General features: G+C 62.9%; 12 protein-coding genes. 5 read left to right on the top strand and 7 right to left on the bottom strand.

The annotated features are described in order from the left end of the window. Nucleotides 1-151: 151 nt before the first annotated feature. The 3 genes from LPW11_RS04580 (at nucleotide 152) to LPW11_RS04590 (ending at nucleotide 2757) form a co-directional block, all read left to right on the top strand. On the top strand, nucleotides 152-541 hold the full coding sequence (locus tag LPW11_RS04580) for a BON domain-containing protein (RefSeq protein ID WP_230996956.1): 390 nt from the start codon (nucleotides 152-154) through the stop codon (nucleotides 539-541). A 269-nt stretch (nucleotides 542-810) separates the two neighbouring features. Continuing rightward, nucleotides 811-1374 carry a quinol:electron acceptor oxidoreductase subunit ActD gene (locus tag LPW11_RS04585; RefSeq protein WP_230996957.1) on the top strand — a complete coding sequence of 188 codons (564 nt, stop codon included), beginning with the start codon at nucleotides 811-813 and terminating at the stop codon, nucleotides 1372-1374. Between the two features lie 249 nt (nucleotides 1375-1623). Continuing rightward, nucleotides 1624-2757: an IS481 family transposase gene (locus tag LPW11_RS04590; protein ID WP_230996958.1), complete on the top strand. Its 1134-nt coding sequence runs from the start codon at nucleotides 1624-1626 to the stop codon at nucleotides 2755-2757. Nucleotides 2758-2895: 138 nt separating this feature from the next. Here the strand turns inward: LPW11_RS04590 and hydG are convergent, their stop codons facing one another. The 3 genes from hydG to LPW11_RS04605 all read right to left on the bottom strand — a co-directional run bounded on the left by hydG (nucleotide 2896) and on the right by LPW11_RS04605 (nucleotide 5682). Then, nucleotides 2896-4332, bottom strand: a complete 1437-nt coding sequence (hydG, locus tag LPW11_RS04595) for a [FeFe] hydrogenase H-cluster radical SAM maturase HydG (protein WP_230996959.1) — start codon at nucleotides 4330-4332, stop codon at nucleotides 2896-2898. Beyond that, entirely contained in the window at nucleotides 4325-4597 is a 273-nt protein-coding gene (locus LPW11_RS04600; protein WP_230996960.1) for a TM1266 family iron-only hydrogenase system putative regulator, read from the bottom strand. Before LPW11_RS04600 ends, hydG begins: the two co-directional genes overlap by 8 nt. A gap of 413 nt (nucleotides 4598-5010) precedes the next feature. Continuing rightward, nucleotides 5011-5682 (bottom strand): L-fuculose-phosphate aldolase, encoded by a 672-nt coding sequence (locus LPW11_RS04605; protein ID WP_230996961.1) that lies wholly within the window; start codon nucleotides 5680-5682, stop codon nucleotides 5011-5013. 187 nt (nucleotides 5683-5869) lie between these two features. Here LPW11_RS04605 and LPW11_RS04610 point away from each other — a divergent pair, with 187 nt between their 5' ends. Then, the gene (locus LPW11_RS04610; protein WP_230996962.1) at nucleotides 5870-6919 is read left to right on the top strand and encodes an acyl-CoA thioesterase; all 1050 of its coding nucleotides are present in this window, start codon (nucleotides 5870-5872) and stop codon (nucleotides 6917-6919) included. Between the two features lie 99 nt (nucleotides 6920-7018). On the opposite strand, the gene LPW11_RS04615 is transcribed toward LPW11_RS04610, so the two are convergent. Then, nucleotides 7019-7405 (bottom strand): hypothetical protein, encoded by a 387-nt coding sequence (locus LPW11_RS04615; protein ID WP_230996963.1) that lies wholly within the window; start codon nucleotides 7403-7405, stop codon nucleotides 7019-7021. A gap of 229 nt (nucleotides 7406-7634) precedes the next feature. Beyond that, nucleotides 7635-8915 carry a hypothetical protein gene (locus LPW11_RS04620; RefSeq protein ID WP_230996964.1) on the bottom strand — a complete coding sequence of 427 codons (1281 nt, stop codon included), beginning with the start codon at nucleotides 8913-8915 and terminating at the stop codon, nucleotides 7635-7637. Nucleotides 8916-9090: 175 nt separating this feature from the next. Between LPW11_RS04620 and LPW11_RS04625 the strand changes: the two genes are divergently transcribed. Further along, the gene (locus LPW11_RS04625; protein WP_230996965.1) at nucleotides 9091-9660 is read left to right on the top strand and encodes a manganese efflux pump MntP; all 570 of its coding nucleotides are present in this window, start codon (nucleotides 9091-9093) and stop codon (nucleotides 9658-9660) included. 188 nt (nucleotides 9661-9848) lie between these two features. Here LPW11_RS04625 and tpx read toward each other — a convergent pair whose 3' ends face one another. Both tpx and LPW11_RS04635 read right to left on the bottom strand, forming a co-directional pair. Continuing rightward, nucleotides 9849-10352, bottom strand: coding sequence for a thiol peroxidase (gene tpx, locus LPW11_RS04630; RefSeq protein ID WP_230996966.1), 504 nt, complete (start codon nucleotides 10350-10352; stop codon nucleotides 9849-9851). 361 nt (nucleotides 10353-10713) lie between these two features. After that, nucleotides 10714-21945 carry a fibronectin type III domain-containing protein gene (locus LPW11_RS04635; protein WP_230996967.1) on the bottom strand — a complete coding sequence of 3744 codons (11232 nt, stop codon included), beginning with the start codon at nucleotides 21943-21945 and terminating at the stop codon, nucleotides 10714-10716. Nucleotides 21946-22292: the final 347 nt, after the last annotated feature.

Here is a 22292-nt window from a genome sequence, read left to right on the forward strand (position 1 = left end):
TGACGTTGCGGGAGTGCTACACTTTTATAATGCCGATGTCGGTGAAGCGTCACTTCCGTCAAAAGGTGGCATCCCGCGTCCAGCCGCTTCACCGTTAGAGGCAGCCACGACAGAATGGACCGAAACTTGAACAAGGAGGCGATGGAATAACATGAACAGAAAGCTAGCCGTTGCATTCGCATTGTCAGCCGTCGTTGCCGTGAGCGCGCCGATCACGGGATTTGCACAGTCGGACACCGGGACAGAGCCGGACAACACGAGAGTAAACAAGGAGATGCGGCAGAAGGGGACCGCGGATCAGCAAAAGGAAAATCCGGCAGACCGGAAGATGACACAGCAGATCCGCAAAGCGATAACGAAGAACAAGTCCCTTTCCACCAAGGCCCACAACGTTAAGATAATCACCCGTGGCGGGCAAGTCAGCCTCCGGGGGCCGGTAAAATCGGAAGAGGAGAAGCAGATCGTTGAGCAGGCAGCGACGCAGGTCGCGGGAGAAGGGAAGGTCACCAACGAACTGACGGTAGCGCCCGAGAAGAAGTAGTGGGCAGAAAACAAGCCCTGCCACAACCTGGCGGGGCTTTTCTTTGCATCGCGGAGGAGTGGCACCAGACGAAGCAGAGACAGTAAGGTCCCGTTTTACCGTCAATTTTACAACTCATCGCTCGCCGGCAATGGTACACTTGAATAGCGGGACAGTGTGACTCCCCAGGGAGTGGAAGTAGAAGCCTGGCAAGGACCGGAGAAAGGGGATCTCCCGATCCCGGGTTGTAGAGACGGACATAGCAGGCTTTGAGCACAGGAGATATGACCATGGCAAAAAACATAGCAGTCTTTGGGATCTATCGTAACCGCAGCCAAGTAGAACAGGCGGTCGAGGCACTGAAGTATGCCGACTTCCGCAATGCCGACATTTCGGTTCTCTTCTCCGAGAATACCGGCACCAAAGACTTCGCGGTGGAAAAAGAGACGAAGATGCCTGAAGGTTCAACCGCGGGAGCAGGGACCGGTGCGGTGATCGGCGGCACGCTCGGGTGGCTTGCCGGCATCGGCAGCCTCGCCATCCCGGGTGTCGGCCCTCTGATTGCAGCCGGCCCGATCGTCTCGCTGCTGGCAGGTATCGGTGCCGGTGGCGTCGTCGGCGGCATCGCCGGAGCCCTCGTGGGAATGGGTATCCCCGAGTACGAGGCGCAACGGTATGAGGGGCGGGTGAAGGATGGCGGCATCCTCCTCTCGGTGCATTGCGACAACAGGGACTGGAAAAAGCAGGCAATGGACATCCTGAAGCGCACCGGTGCTGAAGACATCGGCTCCAAGGGGGAAAGTGACTCCGATGAGGACGTATCGGACAAGCCGCGCCCCAAAGGAAGCTTCTGACCGAGGCGCGACCGCTTCAGGCCCTGAAACGGCAACAAAAAGCCCCGTCTGAAAAGGCGGGGCTTTTTGTTGCGTCCTTCCGCAGTGCCGGGGAACCGAGTGCCTGTGCCCCACAAGGCGCTGAAGAAGACCTTGCGTCCCCCCCTTTGCGAAGGGTGTATAGACTGTAGACATAGGTAACAACTGTGCGGGGACATAGGTAACACTTTATGATCTAGACATGCATCTCTCTTTGAAAGGAGGGCGGTCATGTCTTGGCAAGAGGTGAGTATCTTGGCCCTTAAGTCTGAGTTCGTGTTGTTCGCGCAACAGGAGTCCTGCAACTTCTCCGAGTTGTGCGCGCGTTTCAACATCAGTAGGAAGACGGGCTACAAGTGGCTCGACCGCTTTAAAGAGTCAGGCGCAGCAGGCCTGGTAGATCAATCGCGTCGCCCCCATAACAGCCCATCGAAGACAGAGGCATCTGTTGAAGACGCTGTCGTTGCCCTGCGGGGCCAACATGAGACATGGGGGGGACGTAAGCTCCGCAGGAGAATGACCGACCTTGGGCACGAAGAGGTGCCGGCTGCATCGACTATAACCGACATCCTGCGGCGCCGAGGGCTTATCGATCCGCTTGAGTCGCTGAAGCACCAACCGCTTGGTAGTTTCGAGCACCCTCACCCTAACGATCTGTGGCAGATGGACTTCAAGGGACACTTCATGACGCGCCGCAGGCGCTGCCATCCTCTGACGATCCTTGACGACCATTCGCGCTTTGATGTGCTGCTGAAAGCATGTGCTGATGAGACAACTGCGACGGTTCAGCAAGCGTTGATCGAGACGTTTCGACGCTACGGCCTTCCTAATCGCATCACGATGGATAATGGAAGCCCTTGGGGCAACGACGCGTTCACCGGTCTCACACAGCTGACTGTCTGGATTGTCCGTGTCGGTGTGGCAGTGAGCCATTCTCGGCCATATCATCCCCAGACCCAAGGAAAGGACGAGCGGTTTCATCGCACTCTGGGTGAGGATTGCATCTCTAAGGCTGTATTTGCCGACCTGGACGAGTGCCAGCGCGCGTTCGATAGGTTTCGTGACATCTATAATCTCGAACGACCTCACGAAGCGCTAGGTTTAGACACTCCTATCACCCGGTACGAGCCGAGCCAGCGTCCGTATCCCGAGGTCCTCCCTCAGATAGAATACTGGCCGGGGGACGCAGTCAGAAAGGTTCAAGAAAATGGCGACGTCCACTTTAAAGGCAGAATCTTTCGACTCTCTAAGGCTCTAAGGGGGCAGCCTGTAGCATTCAGGGAGACCGCCCAAGACGGCAAATTTTCGATACATTTTTGCAACCAGAAGCTCAGAGAAGTTCACATGTCCGAGGCGGCAGAGTAGTCCAAAAGTGTTACCTATGTCCCCGCACACTTGTAACCCTTGACTCCGGTCCAAACAAAAAGGGGGGACAGGGGGGATTTGCAGATGTGGCGCCGCAACGATGAGGCCGCTCCGGAATCTCCGCCAGTTGCAGCAGTATCAGAAGTACAGATCCCGCTTCCCCTTCTCTATCTCCTGAAGGCGCTCGACAGCGGTCTTCCGGATCGTCTCGTCCGGGATCGTCGCCAGCGCCTCCTTTATCAGGACCTCCCCGTCCGCCCGGGTCGCCTCGTCTGCGTAGTCGAGTAGGTACTCCTTGAAGGTGAGGAGGGCGTTCGGCAGGCAGACGTTCTGGATTTCCCCGCTCTTTGCGAGCTCCATGAAGCGGTCTCCGGTCCGCCCCTGGCGGTAACAGGCGGTGCAGTAGCTCGGAATGAACCCTTTGCGGCACAGCATGCGGATGATCTCGTTCGGGGAGCGCTGGTCGCTCGGCTCGAACTGCTGGCCGTTGTTGATGTTGCTGGTGGCCTGGTGCTCCTCGTACACCTTCTGGTAGCCGCCGACGCCGGTGCACGACCCGGCGCTGACCTGGGAGATGCCGTAGGTGATGAGCTCGTCGCGCAACTCCGGCTCCTCGCGGGTGGAAAGGATCATCCCGGTGTACGGCACCGCAAGCCGGATGATGGCGATGACCTTCCTGAAGTCGTCGTCGCTCACCAGATGAGGGAAGCTCTCCAGGTTCACCGTCCCCGCCGGGCGCATGCGCGGGACGGAGATGGTGTGGGGCCCCACGCCAAAGGTCTTCTCCAGGTGCTCCGCGTGCAGGAACATCGCCACCGTCTCATATTTGAACTCGTACAGTCCGTAGAGGACGCCGATCCCCACGTCGTCGATCCCACCCTGCATCGCCCGGTCCATGGCGGTGGTGTGCCAGTTGTAATCCCGTTTCGGGCCGGCGGGGTGGAGGGCGGCGTAGGTCGGGCGGTGGTACGTCTCCTGGAAGAGGATGTAGGTCCCGATCTTCGCTTCCTTCAGTTTGCGGTACTCCTCCACCGTGGTGGCGGCGATGTTCACGTTCACCCGCCTGATCGCACCGTTGCCGTCCTTTATGCTGTAGATCTCGCGGATAGCATCGGTCACGTACTCGATGGGACATTGCACCGGATGCTCACCCGCCTCGAGGGCAAGACGCTTGTGCCCCAGGGACTCGATGATCTCCACCTCCCTGCGCACCTCCTCCATGGTGAGGCGGTGGCGCAGCTGCTCCTTGTTCTGCATCTGGTAGCCGCAGTAGACGCAGCTGTTCACGCAGTGGCTGGAGAGATAGAGCGGCGCGAAGATGACGATCCTCTTGCCGTAGATCGCCTCCTTCACAGCGGCCGCGGCGGCGTACATTTCGCCGAGAAGTTGCGGGTCCTGCACCTGCAGGAGAACGGCGACCTCTGCGGCGGAAAGCCCGTGATGTCCCCTCCCCTTTTCGATGATTGCCCGCACCGCCGCCGGCTCTGCCGCGGTGGACGCCCCCTCGTCTATGAGCCTGAGGATGAGGTCGTCGTCGATGAACCGGTCGGAGCTGCGCTCTTTTTCGTCAATCATTCCTTGCCTCCTTGATCGTCTGCGAGGTCAGCGCGGATTTCACCGTCACCCCCTTGATGTTGCCGAGCTTGCCCGTCATGGCGCCGATCTCGTCGGTCGTCCCCTCGATGATAAGAGCGATGACCCCCACGTTTGCCTCCAGCCGCGGGATTCCCATCCGCCCGACGACGACGTGGCCGTAGCTGCTGATGATGGCGTTCACCTTGTCCCTCACCTCTTTCGGATCGTCGATGACGATGCCGATGACACCTACCCGTTTACTCATGGCGCTACCCTCCGGAAAATGAAAAAGCCTTCTTCTGCGCGGAGCAAAAGAAGGCTAGAGACCTTTGGTATTATATACCGCTTGGCACTTCTGGCGATCCTTCCGCTCAGGCCTTGCCCTTGCGTCAGATACGGTATGTCTTGCTACGGGGGATTCCTCGAAGGCAGGCCGTCCAAGCCCCGACTTCTCAGAATTAATAGGTTCTACATACTCCCTTTCAAGCAGTATATCAATGTTTACATTTTCTCAGAAAAGGACACGACTCATTTTTGTTCATCCGGGAAACCGGGGGGAGCCAACGTTCTTCCCATCGAAGGACCAGCCGAGGCCATTACGTTCCCCCTTTGCGAAGGGGGGACAGGGGGGATTTGCTCTTAGTCGGCGTCCAGAGTCCCGGAACTCCCGGAAGGACCTCAGTTTTCCCCCTCCAGCGGGATCTTCTTCCCCTTCTGTCCGTACACCGCAAACTTCTCGATAACCCGGGACATCTCGTCCTCAGGGAGGATCACCGGTTGGCCGATGCACTTTGTCTGGTAATAGATCTGGGAGACCAGCTCGATCTCCTCCGCGACCGCAAAGGCGGTGGGGAGGTTCCGACCGACCGTCACCAGCCCGTGGTTGGCGAGAAGGACCGCGTTGTAGCCTTCGATCCCCTGCACCACGTTTTCCGCCAGCTCATCGGTCCCGAATGTCGCGTACGGCGCGAGAGGCACCTTTTGGCCGGAAAAAGCGACGAGGTAGTGCACGGCGGGTATCTCCCAGTTGAGGCAGGCCATAGTAGTGGCGTAGACCGAGTGGGTGTGGACGACGGCGGTGATGTCCGCGCGCTTACGGTACAGCGCGAGATGAAATCCGAGCTCGCTGGAGGGGTTGCGGCTCCCTTCCACCACGCGCCCGGAGATGTCCACCAGCGGGATGTCCGCAGGCTCCATGTCCTCATATTCGATACCGCTCGGCGTGATGGCGATCAGCCCCTCGGCGCGGTCGTATACGCTCAGATTGCCGCCGGTACCGGAGGTGAGGCGGGCGGTCAGCATCTTTTTGCCAAAACGGATCAGTTCTTCTCTCTGTGCCAGTAATAGCATCGGACAGCTCCTTTACTTTTGCTCTCAAAGCGGTGCAAGTCTACGGAAAGGAGTGATCCGTGTCCATCCAAAAAAGCCGAAGATGCACGTATACCATCCCCTGTTCCAGAGCGGACAGCGCGAGCTTGACCCCTTATACTGTCGCGAGTACTATGGCACGATATCAAACACGACCAGGGAGCAGCGGATGACAACACCGATTGAAACCTCTTTTTACCAGATCCTTCCTCTGAGCACCGACCTGAAGCTGCGCCGCCGCTTCATGGTGATAGACGATCCGGATCTGCAGGGAAACCTGAGGTTCGGGCTTTTGCTGGAAATACTGGACAAGGTGGCGGAGGAGACCGCGCTCAAGTACGTGAACCGTTTCCATCCGGAGGCCCGCGTGGTGACGGCCGCGATAGACAACATCCTCGTGCGCCACGCCGCGGATGTGACGAAAGACCTCATCTTTGCCGCCCGCATCAATCACATCGGCAGGAGTTCGCTGGAGGTGGGGATCCGTGTGGAGCAGCCGGGAGAGCCGAAGAATCACGTCGCCTCCTGCTACTTCACGATGGTGGCGCGCTCAGGGACCGGGGAGGGCGCCGTCAGCGTCCCTCTCCCTCCGCTGGAGTACCAGGACGAGTTGGAGAAGAACCGCTCGGCAAAGGCGCTGGCGCGACGCGACGAGTACCGCAAGCACACCGCGGCGCTGCTGGAGCCCCCGACGCGCGAGGAGTACGAGATGTTCACGGCGCTGCACAAGGCGCAGGATGAGCCGGCCTTCCAGGGGCTGCTGGCGGGAAGGGTGGCGACTGACTCGTGGGAGAGGATGGTGCCGGAATTCGAGAATGTGCCGCAGAAGATCTTCGGGGGGTACCTGATCAGGCGCGCCTATGAACTGGCCGCCATATGCTCGGAGATCGTGGCGCCGGACCGCCCGGTTGTGGCAGCGGTGAACAGGATCAACTTCTATGAGCCGGTAAGGATGGGGGACAAGCTGCACTACACTGCGAAGGTCGTGTACACCAAGGGGAGTTTCGTCTGCGTGGAAGCGAATATAGAGCGGATAAGCCGCGACCGCACCAGCAGGGCGCTGTCCAACTCCTGCCTCTTCACCTTTGTGAATGTGGGGGACAACCTGGAGCATCTCCCGGTGCCGCAGGTTTATCCCACCACCTACGCCGAAGATGCGCGCTATCTCACCGCGCACAGAAGCTATACGATGCTGGCGGAGCATTACAGGATCATCTAGGGGTGGGCGGCGCCGGCTCACCCCCAGGCACCGGAGTGGGGTCAGGCTTTGCATATTGGGATTTCAGCAAATCCCCAAATGCAAAGCCTGACCCCGGAGTTACTCGCTCCCCTCACCTTCCGCCGTCGGCATGAGGCGCTCGGCTGCGTACTCGGTGATGTCGATCCCGAAGTGGACGTAGAAGTCTTCCGCGCCTGCAAGGGGTACCCAGTAGGAGTCGAGCACGACACCCATGTGCTCGATGTAGCCGACGACGCGCTTGCCGGTCTGCTCCTTCATGGCGAGGTTTGCCAGGCACCCTGCATGATGCTTCTTTTCCCCCATGTCGACGCAGCGCCGCCCCTGGGGGAGCCCCACCGTCTGCCCCGCCGCATTGGTGTCGACGATTGTGCGGTCCTTGTACAGGAGCATTACCGGAAAGGGGAAATTGTCCCAGAAAAGGTGGAAATTCCTGCGGATCTCCTCGCTGACTTCGATATCGCTCATCTGAAGGCTCTCCTTTTACCCGACGGCACGCCGCCGTCGCACCCTTTTCCTCCAGAGTGCTACAGCTACGAAGAGCTTGTCAACAGAGGGTGCAGCCAACCCAACGCTGAATCGGGGCCGGGAATGTAGGCCGGAATAAGCGCAGCGTTTCCGGCAACGTCGTCCCTCGTGGCACCGGATTGCCGGGAACGCCTGCGGCTTATCCCGGCCTACATGGACGCGCCGTCCTTTACCCGAAGCGGTAGATCAGCTTCCCGTCCCTGTACAGCTCTATCGGGCCGTCCTGCGAGACCTTGATGACCTTCCCGAAGAATGACGCCGCGCTCGCGGCGGTGGTGCGTCCCCCGCCGATGACGACTTCGCGCGCGTGGGAGGTGTCGATGATGAAACCGGTCTCCAGCAGATTTCCCTCGCTGCTGAATACCGCCATGCCATCGGAGGACAGGATCCTCAGCAATACCCCGGCCTTCTTCAACGACCCTACGGACTTCCCCTTTACCTGGCTTATCAAGAGCATCCCGATCGGGTCGTTCCCCCCCACCGACCCCTTCTTGAGCTCGTGGAGCTGCTCCGGCGTCCCGTCGTAGATCAGGACGACGGTCCCGTGCCGCAGCTTCGAGAGCGCGTAGACGGTCCAGAGGATGTCGTCTATGTACTCGGACTCGAGCCCTCCGGCGAGGAAGGAGCGGATAATGTCCGGGTCGAAGATCGCCCAGCTCCCCTTGCGCCGCACCATGAGCTTGTCCGGATTGATGAGCACTTCGATCTCGGAGACCGCATTCACGATGATGGCAAAGGCGCCGGTGCCGGCACTGCGCACCAGCGAGTACACGCCGCGGTGGGTCAGCCGCTCGACGTCGTTTTGCTTCTCGAAGTCGCCGGCCATGAGAACCCCGGAGACCTGCATGAGGATGTTCGCCACAAAGAAAAGTGTGTTGCCGTCCACAAAGCGGAAGTTGAGGGGGTTGTCGAAGAAGTCGTCGGAGATCGGCTGATGCGGCTTCAGCGCAACCAGGTTGTGGCCGCGCTCCCCGATCAGCTCCTGCAGCTCGGGCTGCGTCGTGCGGTGCACGATAAACCCGGTTGTGGCGGGTGTTCCTTCGTAGCGCTGGTAGGAAAGGTTCTTCAGGAGCTGAATCAGCTGCTGGATCGGCCAGAACCCCTTCCGGTTGTCCCCCCGCAGGAAGCGAGCCACCGTTATGTCCATCATGGAGGCAAGAAGCGCGGTCCTGAAGTGGGCGGAGTAGTCTTCCTTCTGGAAACCGGCGAACATCGCCGCAAACGCAGTCAGGAGCTCGCGGCAGAAGACCTCCTCGGTTCGCGTGAAGGGGAGTTCCGGCCGCTGCGCCGTGAAGAGGTATCCCGTCTCCTCGACATGCACGACCTGCCTGATCCCGTCGCGCCCCGCGCCGTCACGCTCTTCCCCTTCAAGCCGGACAAGGTCGATCTCCGCTCCACCGAGAAAGGAGCGGATGTTCCCGCTTATCGCCTCAAACACAGTGATAGGCATACTCTCTCCATACGTGGCCCGCGCACCTGCGCGCACCAGTGATTGCCCCTTCGGGACCCTTCGGGCGGAGCGGGAGCGCGAAGGCCCTCCACCTTCGCCCGAACTTCAAAAAGGTGGACTTCCCCCCATCCCACCCGTTATAGTGGCCGGATCTTCACATTAAGGAGCAGTTTCAATGGATTGGATCTCGATCTTCGGTATAGCGGTCGCCCTGGCCATGGACGCCTTTGCCGTGGCTCTGGCGGCAGGCACCGTCCTCGACCCCCTTACCGGCAGACACCTCTTTCGCTTCGGCTTCCACTTCGGCCTCTTCCAGCTGCTGATGCCGGTCATCGGCTGGCTCGCCGGACTCAGCATCCAGCAGTGGATCTCCACCTACAACCACTGGATCGCCTTTGCCCTCCTCGCCACGGTCGGTGGAAGGATGATCTGGGCCGCCCTTACCGAGGAGGAGGAAGAGGAGAAGGCCCCAACCGACCCCACCCGCGGGCTCACCATGGTCATGCTGGCGGTGGCGACGAGCATCGACGCGCTGGCGGTCGGCCTCTCCCTCGCCATGCTGAAGGTCGCCATCTGGCGTCCCGCCGTCGTCATCGGCCTCGTTGCCGGCGTACTAACCGTCATAGGGATGAAGCTGGGGCGCCGCCTCGGTGAAATGTGGGGGAAGCGGGTCGAGGTCTGCGGAGGGCTGATTCTCTGCGCGATCGGGGTGAAGATCCTTCTCGAGAACACCATCTTCAAGTAGACAGTCCCTGCCTCTACTCACACCGGCCTATTGCACTCCCACGGGCCAACGCCGCGGAATCCCTCAAAATGCAGTAAAAGTGCCTCACTATTTCGGTCCGGTCAAGCAGAAATGGCAAGCACCACCAATTAAAAACGCCCGGGCGGCTTCCATGCCGACCGGGCGCTCGTTTTCACACCTTCCGTCTTCTACAGAAGCTGCCGCGCCGCAGCGAGCACCGCCGCGTAGTCCGGCTCCTGTGTTATCTCCGGCACGTGCTGGATATAACGGATGGTGTTGTCCCGGTCGATGACGAAGATGGAGCGGGAAAGGAGCTTCAGCTCGTCGATGACCACCCCGTACGCCTGGCCGAAGGAGCGGTCGCGGTAGTCGGAAAGGGTGATGACGCGGTCGATGCCGGCGGCACCGCACCACCTCTTCTGGGCAAAGGGAAGATCGACGCTGACGGTTAGGAGAACCGCTTCCTGCGGAAGCCCCGCGGCCTCCTGGTTGAAGCGCCGCGTCTCGGTGTCGCACACCGGCGTGTCCAGCGACGGAACGACGCTGATGATCTTCACCTTCCCGGCGTAGGTAGCAAGGTTCACAGGACTCAGGGCATTGTCCACCAGGGAGAAATCAGGGGCGGCATCCCCTACCTTCAGTTCCGGCCCCACCAGCGTTACCGGATTCCCTTTGAATGTCACATTTGGCATGGTCGCCTCCATTGAAGTAAAAGTTGTGGGAAAGAGTAAGGCATTTGCGGCGGAATGCAACTGTGGTCTCCGGGCCAAGCCCAAATTCCGAGGGTGTCAGTCCCTTTAGGAGAGCAGGAACTAACGAGTCCCCTCCCTTTCAAGGGGAGGGACAGGGTGGGGATGGGGTAGAATGCGGTGGCGCGCGACGAACCCCATCCCCCTCCTTGCCTCCCCCTTGAAAGGGGAGGGACGTGCTGCCGGCGGCTCAGCTTTGAATGACGCGATCTCAAGGCTCCCAGACGGGTAAAAAAAACGGCGGCCAAAATGGCCGCCGTCAGCATTGCAAATCCCTCCTTCGAATCCCTCCTAATACTCCCTCCTACCAGGAAATCATTCCCACCGCCTTCTTCAGGATGATCAGGGCGTCGCCGAGGTCGATCTTCCCGTCCGGGGCGGGCTTCCCGTTCACCAGCGGCCCGACGTCGAGGGCGAGGTCGTCGGCGGTCGGTACGGTGAGTCCTATCGACATCCGCATGGCGCGGACTGCGTCGGCAATGTCGACCTTCCCGTCGAGGTTCAGGTCGCCGGTCGGTTCAGCCGCGGCAAAGGTGGCGTTGACGGTGCAGCTCCCCGAGGCGGCTGCGATGGTGTAGGTGGTGCCGGAAAGGGTCCCGCCGCAACCCTCCACCGACGCGATGCGGTATCCGGCCCCCGGAGCCACCGTGAAGCTCGTGGTGGCGCCGTAGTTTACCGTCTGCGCTGTGGCCGGAGAAATGGTGCCGTGGCCGCTGACGGACGGGGTGACGGTGTAGGTTATCGGGGCGAAGGCAGCACTCACCGAGCAATCTGCGGTGATCGCTCCCGTAGTGTAGCCGGAGCCGGTCAGGCTCCCGCCGCACCCGGTGACCGTGGCGGCGCGGTAGCCGGTGGCCGGGGCTACGGTGCAGACGGCGCTCTCCCCGTAGTTCACCGCGGACGGGCAGGAGATCGTCCCGTTCCCGTCGAGGGAACTCGCGCTGATGCCGTACTGGATCACCAGCTGCGCCGTCTTCGGGATCTCGCGGTTGCCGGAGCCGTCGATGGCGAAGTACTTCAGCGTCCTGGACGCCGCCACCACGATCGGGCCGTTGTACTGCGCCGACGATGTCGTCGGGGTGCTGCCGTCGGTCGTGTAGTAGATGTTGGCAGGCTTGTCGGCGGCAAGGGTCACCGTCTTCGGCCCAAGATAGACCCCCTCCCCCGGGGTGGCGGTGGTGGTCGGCTCCGTCGCGTCGACGGCCCCCTCGGTGGTAAAGGTGATGGCCTGGCTCTGGGCGACGTTTCCGGAGCCGTCGATCGCCACCGCCGCTGCGTAGTAGGTGGTGCCCGGCTGCAGCGACAGGGTCAGGGTGTGGGACTGCGAGAGCCCCGGCATGGCCGCCTGGGAGTTCATGGCGTCGGCGGAGAGGCCGTACCTGATCTGTGTCGTCGCGGGCTCGTCGGTGACCCAGTCGAGCGTCGTTCTACCTGTGCCGTCCTGGAAGGAGATCCCCACGGCAGGGTCGGTGGAGGTGGAGACCACGAAAACCGGCGCCGTGGTGTCCGCTTCGAGGGCTGTGGTGAACTCCACCGGAGTGCTGCTGCTACTGCTGTTGCCGCTCGGGTCCCCGGAGGCAACGGTGAAGGTGTAGGCCGTATTGGGGAGGAGGTTGGTGAGCACCACCACGTGCTTCGTCACCTGCGCCGTATCCCCCGCCGTCATGGTGGCGCTCCCGGTCTTGCCGTACGTCACCTCGGAGTCGGAGATCTCGTCCGTTGTCCACGTCACCACCGCCTGGGTGTCGGTGACGCCGCTGACTGCCACCGCGCTTATCTGCGGCGCGGTCGCATCGGGATCGGAGCCGGTGGTGACGTCCCCCAGCGGCAGCACGCCGCCGGCACCGGACCCGCTGAACACCATGTTCATGGCGAGGAAGCGCTTCTCGCTCCCACCCTTGGCGTACACAGTGTTGCCGCTCATATTGGTGGAGGAGACCACCACCTTGTAGGAGGTGTCCTTCTTAAGGTTGGTGATGGTGATCTGATGCTTCAGTACCTTCTCCCCGTTCGACACGCGATGCGTCAGGGTATTCCCCTCGCCGTACTCCACCACGGAGTCGCTCGGGTCGTCGGTCTCCCAGTAGATCGTCATGGAGGTGTCGGTCTTGTACACCACGCTCGGGGAAACGGTGATCACCGGCACCTTGTATCTGGAGTCGAGATCGGTGGTTACGGTGAAGATCCGGCTGGAGGTCGGCCCATTCCCGAAGGGGTCGGTGGAGCGTACCCGGAAGTAATAGGTGGTGCCTGCTTCCAGCCCGGTGAGGGTGAGGTTGTGCACCCGCGTCAGCGCGCTGCTGCTGTCGACACTGCCGAAGTCCTCGGAGGTGCCGTACTCGATGACGCTGTCGGACGGTTCGTCGGTGCTCCAGCGGATGGCGGCGGACTGGAAGGAGACATCCACCACCAGCGGCCCCTCGATGATCACCGGTGCGGTCCGGTCCGGAGCCGCGGTGGTGGTAAAGGTGCTGAAGTTTTCGGTCATCTTCGAATTCCCCGAGGCGTCGGTGGAGATGACCTGGTAACGGTACAGTTTCGATGCCGTGAGCCCGGTAACGGTCACGGAGTGGCCGTTGGAGAGGGTGTTGTCGGAGAAGAAGCCGTAGCTCGCACCGTCAAAGCTCATCACTACGGCGGTCGCCGGCTCGTCCGTCTTCCACAGGATGGTAGCGCTGCTGTCGGAGATGTTCACCGCCATCGGCCGCTCCACGATTACCGGCGCGGTGGTGTCGGGAAGGGCGACGGTCTTGAAGGAGGTCATGCCGCTCTCCCTCGGGCCGTTCCCTGCCAGGTCGGTGCCGTTCACCTTCAGGTAGTACAGGGTCTCAGGGGCGAGCCCCGTCAGCCTGACGCTGTGCGCGGTGCTGAACCCCGCCTCGCTGGCGGAGAGCCCCAAGGTGTTGACGGTGCCGTACAGTACCTGCCCCTGCGCCGGCTCGTTGGTGCGCCACTGGACGGTGGCGCCGTCGGGACCGATGCTGGTGACGGAAGGCCCTTCGGTGATGTATGGCGCTACGGTGTCCGGAGCGGGCTTCGTGCGCAGGGAAATCTCGCGGCTTATTGTCGCGCCGTTGCCGGACTGGTCCGTCCCGAAGACGGAGACGTAGTAGACGGTGTCGCTGGCGAGCCCGCTGAGGGTGAGGGTGTGGCTCGTTTTGTACTCGCTCTCTGGAGCGGCATTCGCCGGGGACGGTGACTGCCCGTACTTCACCCCGCCGATGGCAGGCTCGTTCGTCTGCCACTCGATGACCGCGGTGGTGTTGCTGATGGAGGTCACCGTCGGTCCGGAGAGGATGACCGGGGCGATGGTGTCCTTAGGTGTCACCACCACGGTGGCGGTGTACGGCGTGGATACGTTCCCCGCCGCGTCCTTGGCCCAGGCGTATAGCGTGTGGGCGCCGGCCGCGGTACCGATCGCGTAGGAGGTCGGCGCGGAGCTGCTCCATCCGGCGGCAGCAGCTGCCGGCGTGCTGGAGGTTTCGGTGATGAGGTATCCGGCGACTCCCACCGCATCGGTAGCGGAGAAGGAGGCAACCGGGAGGTTCACGCTCGTGGCGCCGTCATAGGCACTCGCCGATCCCGGCAGTGCGAAGCCGCGCACAACGGGGGGGACCCGGTCGGCCGGGACGACCGTGTTGGAGAAGTCGGAGCTCGGTCCGGTCCCCACCGCATTGGTAGCGGTGACGGAGAAGGTATAGCCGATCCCGTCGGTGAGGCCGTTTACCGTTACCGGACTGGAGGTCCCCACGGCGCGGATGCTGCCGGGGTTGGCGGTAACGGTGTACCAGGTAATGGGGCTGCCGCCGTCTGAAACCGGAGCGGTGAAGCTGACCTTCGCCTGGGCGTGCTCGGCGCTGGCAGAGACGCCGGTCGGCGCCCCCGGTTTCGTCATCGGGGTCACCGGTTCCGTGGGGACCGATGCCGCGCCGCTGCCGGTGCTGTTCGCGGCGGTGACGGTGAAGGTGTAGGTCGTGCCGTTTGCCAGCCCGGTGACGGTGTGGACCGTGTCGAGGGAGCCCGCATTGCTGTCCACGCCACCGGCGGGGATGGAGGTGACGGTGTAGCCGGTGATGGCGCTGCCGCCGTTGGAGGCCGGGGCGCTGAAGGTTACCGTCGCGGTGCCGTTGCCGGCGACCGCTTTACCGATCAAAGGTGCACCCGGGAGATCTGCAGCCGGGGTGACGGCCTCGGAGGCGATGGACGCCGCCCCCGCACCCTTCCCGTTGTAGGCAACGACCGTGAAGGTGTAGGCGGTGCCGTTGGTGAGGCCGGTGACCGTTATCGGCCCCGCCGCTGCGGAGGCGCTCAGGTTACCGGGGTTGGAGGTGACGGTGTAGTACTTCACCGCGGTGCCGCCGTTTGGCTGCGGCGCCGTGAAGCGCACCATCGCGCTCGCGTTTCCGTGCGTCGCGGAGACGCCGGTCGGGGCGCCCGGGACGACGTCGGGGGTGACGCTTGCCGAGGGGACGGAAGAAGCGCCCGCTCCCTTGCTGTTTTTCGCGGTGACGGTGAAGGTGTACGCCGTACCGTTAACGAGCCCTCCCATCGTGATCGGGCTCGCGCTCCCGGTGGCTGTGAGATTGCCGGGGTTGGAGGTCACGGTGTAGCCGGTGATGGCGCTCCCGCCGTTGTCGGCAGGGGGGGTAAAGGAAACGGTCGCCTCACCGTTCCCGGCACTGGCGCTGACCGCCGCCGGCGCTCCCGGAACGATATCAGGAGTGACGCTGTTGGAGGGGGCGGAAGCGGCGCCGCTCCCCTTGATGTTTGCCGCCGACACCGTGAAGGTGTAGGTGGTCCCGGTGGCAAGGCCGTTCACCACGATCGGGCTTGCGATCCCCGTTGCGGTGATGTTACCCGGTGTGGAGGTGACGGTGTACCCGGTGATGGCGCTCCCGCCGTTTGCCTGCGGCGCGGCGAAGCTGACCGTGGCGTGGGTGCTGCCGACGCTGGCGCTGACGGCAGTGGGGACGCCCGGAACGGTGGCCACGAGGACGCTTGCCGACGGTGCCGAAGGCGCGCCGCTCCCCTTGGCGTTTGTCGCGGTGACGGTAAAGGTGTACGAGGTGCCGTTGGAGAGCCCCTGCACAGCTATGGGGCTCCCGGTCCCGCTGGCGATGATCCCGCCGGGGGTGGAGGTGACGGTGTAGCCGGTTATGGCGCTCCCGCCGTCGGTTGCCGGGGCGGTGAAGGATACAGTTGCGCTGCCATTTTCTCCCGTCGCGCTCACCGCGGTCGGGGCGCCCGGCACTGCGACCGGAATCACCCCCGCGGAGGGTGCCGAGGGGAGACCGGTGCCGGCGGCGTTGGAGGCGGTAACGGTGAAGGTGTAGGAGGTGCCGTTTGCCAGTCCCGCCACGGTGATGGGGCTCTGGGGCCCGGTGGCGCTGAAGCCCCCCGGGGTGGAGGTTACCGTGTATCCGGTGATGGGGCTCCCGCCGTTGAAGGTCGGCGCGCCGAAGCTGACGGTTGCCTGCCCGTTGCCGGCGCTTGCGGTCACCTTCACCGGTGCGCCCGGGACCGCAGGGGCGACCGCCACCTGCATGGTTACCTGCGGAGCAGGGTTGTAGCTCTCGTTCCCGTCCTGGTCGGCGGCGACGGTGCAGGTCCCCACGGAGAGCGCGGTGACGGTGCTGCCGTTCACGGAGCAGACGTTCGGGGTGAGGGAGGTGAATACCACCGGGTTACCGGAGGCGCCCCCGGTAGCGCTGACGGTCGTGGTGGCGCCGACCTTCAGCGCCTCCGCGGTGAAGGCCATTGCGGTGATCCCCTGCGCCTCTTTGGCAGGGACCGCCAAGGGGCCTACCATCCAGCTGAAGGCGGTCTGGTTGTAGTTGGGATTTACGTCCATCTTCTGCGCGCCGGCACGGGTCACCTCACCCTGCTTCACGACGCCGTTCACTGCCGCAAAGAAGAGCTCGGAACGGTCGGTCTGCACCCCCTCCGGGAGGTGTACAAGGAGAAGCTCTTCTCCCTTCACCGTCTGATACTCCCAGGTGCCGGTGCTGGAGAGGTGAGTCGGCGCCTGCTGGTTCTGCACGAACTGGAAGAGCTGCACCTTGCCGTAGACGTCAAGCTGCATCCCGAGGTTGCCGTCCAGGTGGAGCCAGTTGTTCTGTCCCGGAGCGAAACGTTCCTGGAGTTCCGGAAGGGTCGCCACCGCGTGCTCGCCGGTGGAATCGTAGTAGCGCACGTAGTTCTGGTCCGCGGTACCCGGTTCCTTCTGCCAGGTCCCGATGTGGTAGCTGTCGTTGAGCGCGGTGGTCCTGAAGACGTACGCGAATGACCCGTCAGGATAGGTACCGAACGGGGGCGCGGGGAGGTCTGCCGGATCCGCATAGGCGGAAAGGGGGTGACCGGCGAGGTTGTACTCCACCGGCTCCATCCGCTGAGCGCTCCCGTCTGCCGTGTTGCTCCAGGTGAAGGAGCCGTCGCCGTTCTCGGTAACGGTGCCGTTTTCCGGGGAGTCGGAAACGAGCTGCCAGCCGTTGTCGGTCAGGGAGTACGATCTGTCACCGTTCAGCGGGTTGGCGCTGTTCCACACGCCGTTCGTCCAGCTGTACCAGCTGTCGGTGAGGTGGCTGCCGTCGGTGGAGAGGCGGACCACGTCATAGAAGTAGCTGTCGGTGCCGTTGTCGTGCATCGACTCCAGATTGTAGACCCCACCCCGCAGGGAAAAGCTGCTGCCGAGAGCCTCCGCAGTCGTGAAGTCCCAGGAGTAGGGGGCGGCCAGTTGCGCGCCGTCAATACTCCGGACCTCGGTACTGAGGGTCGCGCTGTAGTGCGAGCCGAAACGAAGGGGGGACGCGGGGATGAAGACGAAGGTGCCATCGTGCGCCTGCACCGTTCCGGCGACCGGCTCGCCGGTTGTCTGTCTGATGGTGAAGCTTTGCGGGTTGATGGACCCCCTGTCCATCTCCTTGTCGAAGGAGACGAAGATCCCGCCGTTGAGCGGCATGGAGTTCGATCCCGCCACAGGGACCGTGCGCACGACCTTCGGAGCGTCCACCAGCACGGTGAACGGCTCCGGGCTCGTCGCGCGGCTCCCCTGAACATAGACGTCAATGGGCCCGCTCTGGGCGCCGTAGGGGACGCTCACCACGATCTGGGTGTCGCTCCAGGTCATGATGGGGGCATACATCCCGCCGAAGTTGACGGAGTTTGAATAGTTCGGCCCGCCAAAGCCGCTGCCGCTGATGGTGACCTGGTCGCCCCCCTTGCCGCTGGCGGGGGAGAACCCGGTGATGACTGGATCGTACACCGGCATCTGGACGAAGCTGAAGTCGCGGATCTTGTTGCCGTCCACCACGAAGGCGTTTGCCGCCATGACGCTGGTGGAGCCGTTGTAGATATTGACGGCATAGGTGCCGCCGTACAGGCTGACGCTGTAGACCCCGTCCGCACCGGCGGTGGCGTTGGCAAAGAGACTGGGGCCGGTCGGCGTGGTGCCCGGGACGGTGTTGCCGGATGGGGCGGTCGAGAAGTTTAGCGATGCACCGGCAACTGGGGCGCCGGCGGCGTCGATTACCTTTCCAGAGACGGTGTAGACCTGCGGGAACGAGAAGTCGCGGACGGTGGTGGCTGCAACCGTGAGCGCGGCGCCGGGGCCGAAGTACTGCGGGTAGCCCTGGACCGTGCCGCAGCTCGGAGATGCCCCGTAATAGCTGATAGAGACGGTGTATTCCCCGGCGGCAAGGTACATGCTGTAGCTGCCGTCAGAGGCGGTCCTCTCATAACCGGAGCCTGCGAAGCCGTTGGCGGAAACGCTTACCCCGCAGATCCCCTGTCCCTTCGCGTCTACGACGCGGCCGCTTACCCTGTACACTCCGAGGGCGGCGGTGTCGATGACGGCGCTGATCCCGGTCGAGGTGTTCGGAGCGTTAACCGCGACGGCGGTTGCACCTTCCTCCGTGGTGGCGTTTTTGTACCAGAGAGTGGTGGAGGACATCCCGGCGTAGTAGCTGAACTGCACCTTGTACGTCCCGCTGGGGATCCCCGGTATGAAGTAGTTACCCTTTTCGTCGGTGGAGCCGTAGAAGGCCATGCCCGAGGAGGCATCGATCGCCTGCACGTTCACGTTGCGCAATCCGGCCCCGCTGGGATCGGTTACGGCGCCGGAGATGCTCCCCTGCTGAGGCTGCGCGTAGCCGTTGAGCGAAACAGAGAGGATGGCTGCGCCGGAAAGGTCGGAGCTTACCTGCAGCGACGCCGATTTCGGTCCGGGGCCTGCCGGAGTGAAGTTCGCCACGAAGGTGCAGCTCTCCCTTGGCGCGAAGGTGTGGGGGAACTGCGGGCAGGGAATGGCGCCACCCGGCTGTACCGAGAAGCTCCCGGCGTCCCCGGTAAGAAGCCACGACTGCGCCGTCACGTTGGTGGTGCCGTTGTTGGTGAAGGTGATGGTCTGCGGCTGGTAGATGCCGGTGCCGTTGAGGTCTTCAAAGCCGACGGACATGGGGGAGGCGGAGAGGTAGCCGCCCGAAGTGGCGGTGCCGGTCCCGAGGAAGGTGGTCTCGGTGACGCCGTCGGCGTACGCCTGCACGGTTCTGGTCAGGAACTTGTACTGCGACTTCGATGCGTTGAGGGTGACAGTGTCCCCCGGCTCCACGTTCAGGATCACGAACTTCCCGTTGTCGAAGGTGGAGATCCCGCCCCACCCGTATCCGTCATAGTAGCTCACCGGATACGGTTGATCGGGGTGGAGTGCACTGGAGGCGGTAACGACGGCACCGGCGAGATTGCTGCTGGTGTTGGCGGCGTCCACGACGCGGCCCGCGATGGCGCCGTTGCCGGGGAGAAGCCCCCAGCTGTTCGCATCGAGGGTGCTGTACAGTACAATCGTCTTCCCGATGATGTTGATCGTGTTGTTGAAGGGGCCGATGTAGGTGTTTCTGCTGCCGGCGGCGCTCGCCTTCAGTGTGAACGGCTGGGCAGGCGCAATGTTCCCGATGGTGAAGCTGCCGTCAGGGCCGCTCACTGCGGAGAGGATCGGATTCTCCAGCACCTCCACCGCTACCCCGGAGATGCCGTTCCCGTCGGAGCTCTTGACGACGCCGCTGATAGAGATCGGGCCGGTGACAACCATGAACTGCCCGGGGGTCGACATGGTGCTGCCATTGGCGGAGACTGAGATCGGGCCGTTGGTGGCGCCGGCAGGTACAGCCGTCACCAGCTGGGTCGGGGAGGCGCTCGTCACCGTGGCCGGTGTGCCGTTGAAGGTGACGAAGTTTTTCGCGGGATCGGAGTCGAAGCCGGAGCCGTAGATGGTGACGGAGGTGCCGACGGGGCCGCTCTGCGGATTGAAGCCGGTCACCTGCGCGCCGGCCGGACCGAAGATGTTGAAGAAGTTGCTGCTGGTGGCGCTCCCGTTGGGGGTGTAGACGGAGACAGGGCCGCTGGTGATGGCGGTCGCCGGAACGGTGGCCACGATAACGGTATCGCTCCAGCTCTGGATTGCCGCAGCAGGCTGCCCGCTGAAGGTGACGCTGTTGCCCGGGGACTGCGTGCCAAAGCCTTTTCCGTTGATGGTGACTACGGTCCCCGCGCTGCCGCTGTACGGAGTGAACCCGAAAATCGCCATGGAAGGCTCGCCGGTAGAGGTGCCGCCGCACTGGCTGATCGTCCCGGAGGCGGACACGGTGCCGTCGCTGTTGAAGGTCAGGACGTAGGAGTTGTTGCTCCCGGGATCGGTGGCGCTCCAGGTGCCGACGATGTCACCTGTCGTCCCTGCACTCCTGTTCCAGGTCATGGTGTTGGAGCTGTCCATCGGATCCACCCAGGTGAGGGTGGTGGCGCTCAGGGTGGTGACGTTGTCGCTCTCGGTGCCAAGTCTCGGCCCCTCGCACGGGAAATCGGAGGACTTCCAGTTGAGCGTCAGGACATTGTTCGCGGGATTGAAGGTGTACGTCCCGCTAGCGGTGCCGGTCGCGCTCCCGACGGTAAAGGTCGCCTCGGTGCCGCTGGCGCTGTTTTCGTAGGAGTCGGCGAGGTTGACTCTCCAGTTGTACTGCCCCCCCGGCATCAGCGCGGGCGCCGTTCCGTCGGCATTGTACTTGAGCGACAGCTGGGTGGAGGGGATCGGATCGCTGCTCCAGTGCATCGCGTTGCCATGGAGCTCAAGGCGGTAGGAGTAGGGGGAGGACGGCGGGGTGCCTGGCGCGCTCCAGGTGAAGGCAGGAGTCGCCGTCTGCACCGTTCCGACCGGCGAGGCGGGGGTCGCGTAGCCGTCGAGCACGCCGGTAACGTTCGCCGAAAGGGACGAAGTGCTGGAGTCGGCGTAGGCGACCATGAAGCTGTAGCTGTCCGGCGTAGGCGCCACCTGCGGGCGGTTCGGCACGCCGACCCAGCTCCTGAAAGTGCCGCCGCCGTCGTAGTCCGGCGCCATGTCTACTGCGCCGCCAAGCTGCGGCCCGTTCACCGCCACGTTCACCGGGAGCTTCCGGGTCCCGCGCGCGGTGAACTGCAGGGAGTACACCTCACCCTTCGCGTCGCTCCAGTGCCCCGTCGAGACCGCGACTTCGGTCTCTTCAGGTGCCAGCGAGAAGTCGGCGCCGGTGAGGTCGGTGCCGGTGACGGTGACGACCTTCGCCTTGCGGTCCGAGGTCATGTAGTCGCCTGCATCGATGACGCCGTTGCCGTTCATGTCGAGTATGGCGTAGAGGTTATAGGTGCCGGGAGGAACGCCGGCGATGGAGTAGCTTTGGAGATTTGCAGGTGTGGCGATGTAGCTGAAGGCGACGGGGCCGCGGTCGCGGGGAGCGGCTGCCACCCACAGAGGGGTCGTGCTGCTCTTGGCGATACCGGTGCTGTCCACGGTGCCGGAGATCTGGTAGCCGTTGGGGTTGGTACCGGTGATAACCGCCCCCCCGCCGTTGGCGAAGGCGACCGGGCTCTCGGTCCCGCCGCTGGTCAGCCGCGATGAAATCCCGAAGTAGTAGCTCGTCCCGTTACTGAGCCCTCTTACCAGGTATCCGGTGTTGCGGGAGCTCGGGAGATCGGGGCTCTTCCCCTTGAAGTTGGAGGGTCCCGGGTTCGGCGTGTCGCTCCAGTAGACCGTGTAGAAGCGCCCGATCTCGGAGTCGTTGCTGCGCGCCCCCTCCCACATGACGAACGCGAGCCCGTCGCCGGCGACAGCCTGTGCCGACAGGGGCGCAACGAGGGGTGGCGGTGACGCGTCCTTCAGGGTGATATCGGCCCCGCTGGCGTTGGCGCCGGAGACGCTGACCTGCGCGGAGTAGCCGCCGGGGTCGGAGACGTGGCGAATCCCCCCCTCGGGCAGCTGGGTGTCCATGAAGGCCTCCACGTTGTAGGTGCCGCTCGGCACCCCGCGGATCGTGTAGGGGCCGGGGGCGGCGATACTGACGCCGAGTCCGGTTGCACCTCCGTCCGGATACTTCACGCGCAGGTAGATCCTGCCGCTTTTTCCGGTGCCGTTGGTCACCGTGCCCGATATGTCGTACGCCATGGCGTTGGCAGCCATAACAAAAACGACACCGAGCATAACTGCAAACATCCCCCACAAACTGCGACTGACTCTCATGTTACCCCCTTCAAGGAAAAGACTCTGCCACTGCTTAAACTGCTTTTAAGAAATTCACACTGAGTGAATCGGGATTTGCCGACGCGGGCATACTCATAACCCGTACCTTCCTGCGGTGGGTACAGTAATCGGCACGGCGTTTCTTTTTCTTGAGGGACAAAAAACAGTGTTTCTCAAAAGTTGCGGTATACGCCGCTCGCCTCCAGTGTAATAGGGGATCTGCAGAGACAGAATTAGCGAAAAATAATCAGCTGGACAATTGGTAAGACAGCATTGAATGGGTGAATGACATAGGGAAAACAGGAGGGGGAAAGGGGGGAAAGTGAAGATGCCGATCCCGGGTGGGG

The organism is Geomonas sp. RF6 (genome assembly GCF_021044625.1).
GTDB lineage: Bacteria > Desulfobacterota > Desulfuromonadia > Geobacterales > Geobacteraceae > RF6.